This window comes from Nostoc sp. UIC 10630 (genome assembly GCF_010747425.1).
In the GTDB taxonomy this organism is placed as follows: domain Bacteria; phylum Cyanobacteriota; class Cyanobacteriia; order Cyanobacteriales; family Nostocaceae; genus Nostoc.
Map to the genome: position 1 here is coordinate 1 of NZ_JAAGOG010000416.1, position 1,847 is coordinate 1,847.

The window sequence follows — 1,847 nt, forward strand, 5'->3', positions numbered from 1 at the left end:
CTACTGGCAAATGATAGCGATGTTGATAGCACCGGACTCAGCATCACTGGTGTCAGCGGTGCTACCAACGGTACTGCTGTCCTGAACAATAACGGCACAGCCAGCAACACCGCAGATGATTTCGTTTCCTTTACCCCAACGCTTTTATTCACTGGTAATGCCAGCTTTAATTACACCCTCAGCGATGGTAGCCTCACTGATACTGCTACGGTGACAGTGGCCGTCGGTCTTATCGATAAAGGCACTAATTTCGTGGATAGTCTGATTGGCAGCATTGGTAACGACATTATCAACGGCGGCAATGGCAACGATACTATCTACGGCGGAGCAGGTGATGATAGCCTGTTTGGCGAAAATGGCAACGATGTCTTGTATGGCGATGGGCTGATGGATGGCGGCGCGGGTAACGATACCCTCAACGGTGGTAATGGCGATGATACCCTCTACGGTGGTGGCGGTAGCGATCGCCTTTACGGCGGCAATGGCAGCGATTTACTCTATGGTGGTCTTAACAGCGATATCCTCACTGGTAACAATGGTAATGATACATTTGCCTTTGCTGCCGGGGAAGGGACTGACACCATTACTGATTTCTCTGACGGTCAAGATTTAATTGGACTGTATGGTGGTTTAAGCTTTGGGCAATTAAGTTTCTTTGGTAGCAATATCAAAGTGACTTCCACGAATGAAATTTTGACGACGCTGACTGGTATTAATACTACGACGCTGACTGCTGCTGATTTCGTAACGCTCTAGTCTTACAAACCTTTTTGATTCTTGGTGATGCGATAGCCGTTCGCGCTAGCATATCCTTTGGAGAAGGCTTAAGCGAGAGCTTATCTCCGTTGGCGGAGCCTCTCGGAGAGAAGGCAGGTCTTCTCTTCTCTACGAGAGGCTCCGCCAACGAAACGCACTCGCGTTCGACCATCGCATTTCTGCATCAGCGATCAGGTTAAACAAAACATGAAACACCTTGGTACGATTCTCTGGTTGACAGGCTTAAGTGGTGCTGGGAAAACAACAATTGCCCACGGTATAGCCCAAGAATTGCTCATGAGAAATTACTTAATAGAAGTGCTAGATAGTGATGTAGTTCGCACCCATCTTTGTGCAGGATTGGGTTTTAACAAACAAGACCGAGATACAAATGTGCGTCGTATTGGCTTTGTGGCTGAATTACTCAGTCGGAATGGCGTAATTGCGATTGTTGCAGCAATCAGTCCTTACCGTGAAGTTCGAGAGCAACTCAAAAAAACTTCTACCAATTTTATCGAAGTTTATGTTCAGGCTCCACTTGCAGTTTGTGAATTCCGTGATGTGAAGGGGCTTTACGCCAAAGCAAAAGCAGGGGAAATTAAGCATTTTACTGGCATTTCTGACCCTTATGAAGAACCATTAAATCCAGAAATTATCTGTCAAACTGATAAGTTCACTTCTGAGCAATGTGTTAAGCAAGTGCTTGATTATTTAGAACGGCAAAACTTAATCCGTGCTTTAGAGCTTGTTACGAAATGACTTTAACTATTACTTTTGTCGAAACTATGCCAATGAAATGCGCCTGTCATCAACGCTGAAAAGTGATCACATGAGGCGATTGTTGCAAGGTCAAATCTGCGGACTGTAAGAAGGGAAAAACTGAATCGAGCGGCGAATTCGGGCGAGAATCCGGGTTTTGATTTCTTGCAAGAGTGCTGGAATGATGATCCGGCTTTGCAGATTGTGATCAAGAAGTTGCTGGCGAAGTATCCGCAGTGGGGGATTGCGATTGTGGATGGGGTGTTGGTGGCTTGATATGAGTAGTAAATGCAGGAGTTTCAAAGCTTAAATATAAAGTTTTGTGATATTTT

At 45.4% G+C, this 1,847-nt stretch carries 2 protein-coding genes; both read left to right on the forward strand.

Annotated features, from left to right (window positions below):
- On the forward strand, positions 1-756 hold a 756-nt coding region (locus G1O98_RS38060; protein WP_163939609.1), incomplete at its 5' end, for a cadherin-like domain-containing protein.
- Positions 757-939: 183 nt separating this feature from the next.
- Positions 940-1,515 carry an adenylyl-sulfate kinase gene (gene cysC, locus G1O98_RS38065; protein ID WP_345940645.1) on the forward strand — a complete coding sequence of 192 codons (576 nt, stop codon included), beginning with the start codon at positions 940-942 and terminating at the stop codon, positions 1,513-1,515.
- Positions 1,516-1,847: the final 332 nt, after the last annotated feature.